At 59.8% G+C, this 1317-nt stretch carries 2 protein-coding genes; both read left to right on the top strand.

Annotated elements, in window-relative coordinates; all coding sequences use genetic code 11:
• Positions 1-389 (top strand): polyprenyl diphosphate synthase (gene uppS, locus V6C07_RS00060; protein WP_333534291.1); only part of this gene is annotated, 389 nt, incomplete at its 5' end.
• A complete protein-coding gene (locus V6C07_RS00055) occupies positions 379-1197 on the top strand; it encodes a phosphatidate cytidylyltransferase (protein WP_333534289.1) in 819 nt (272 codons plus the stop codon). The genes uppS and V6C07_RS00055, both read left to right, overlap by 11 nt.
• The last annotated feature ends 120 nt before the right edge of the window (positions 1198-1317 follow it).

Raw genomic sequence — 1317 nt, 5'->3', positions numbered from 1 at the left:
GCACGGCCCTGCGCCACGCCATAAAGCGCACGGCCGACGGCGCGCATATGGTTTTGAACCTGGCTCTCAACTATGGCTCGCGGGCCGAGCTGGTGCGCGCCATGCAATCTTTTCTGCATGACGGCGCACGGCCCGAAGACATCACTGAAGAAAGCCTGGCACAGCGCCTTTATACCGCAGGTCAGCCCGACCCGGACCTGCTCATCCGTACCAGCGGCGAGCAGCGCCTGAGCAATTACCTGCTGTACCAGTGCGCTTACAGTGAACTGTACTTTACCCAGGTGGCATGGCCCGATTTTGACGCCGCGCAGTTGCGCCTGGCACTGGAAGCTTACGCCGCGCGGTCGCGCCGCTTTGGCAAAACACAGGAGCAAATAGATGCCCATTGAACCCACCGCCAATCCCATCGACATCCGCCGCATCATAACCGGCGTATTGCTGGCCGCAGTGCTGTTGCTGGTGCTCTGGCTGCGGGGCTGGCCCCTGCTGTTTGTCATTCTGCTGGTATCGGCCCTGGGGCTGTGGGAATTCTATTCTCTTTTCTGGGGTCCCGGGGACCGTATTCCCAGCCGCGTGTGCGCCATCGCCCTGGGCTGGGGCATGCTTTGCCTCACCTGGATGAACCGCCCGCAGGACGCCCTGGTGTGCCTCGGCGCGGGTTTTGTTCTTTCGGCCATGAGCTTTCTTTTCCGCTGGGACGTTGTTGAGGAAGACAACGCCTTTGTTTCCAGCGGCATTTTCATGGCCGGACTGGCCTATGTGCCTCTGCTGCTCCTGCCGGCCACCTATCTTTCCACCACCAAGCTCATCTTCGTCATTGCCGCCGTGGCTATTTCCGATACTGCCGCCTATTTTGTGGGTACGCGCTTCGGACATCACAAGCTGTGGCCCCGCGTCAGCCCCAAAAAAAGCTCTGAAGGCGCCGTGGGCAGCCTGGTGGCCTGCGTGATTTTTTGCGCCATTTACGGCGAGCTTTACGGCAAGACGGGCTGGTTGTCCTTTGCCCTGCTGGGCATTGCCGTCAACGCCTTTGCCCAGGTGGGCGACCTGTTCGAGTCGGCCCTCAAGCGTTCGGTCAACGTAAAGGACTCCGGCCATCTGCTGCCGGGACACGGCGGCGTGCTGGACAGGGCAGACAGCCTGCTCTTTGCCATGCCTATGGTGGCCGTGGTTGACCAGTGGTTTTTCTTCTTTTAGAGCAATTTCACTTTGAAATTGCTCTGGCGGCTGCGTGAGCAGACGTTCGCTACGGAGGCGTAAGCGCAGTTTATCTGCGCGGTTAAACGCCGAAGTGAGCGTGCCTTAAACTTTGAGAAT

Origin of the sequence: Desulfovibrio sp. 1214_IL3152 (genome assembly GCF_036763055.1) — a bacterium.
Taxonomy (GTDB): Bacteria; Desulfobacterota; Desulfovibrionia; order Desulfovibrionales; family Desulfovibrionaceae; genus Desulfovibrio.
This window is presented reverse-complemented; position numbering and strand designations above follow the sequence as displayed.

Bases quoted from the DNA above. Each gene is read 5' to 3' on its own strand.
- V6C07_RS00055 (WP_333534289.1), top strand. From the start codon at position 379: ATGCCCATTGAACCCACCGCCAATCCCATCGACATCCGCCGCATCATA.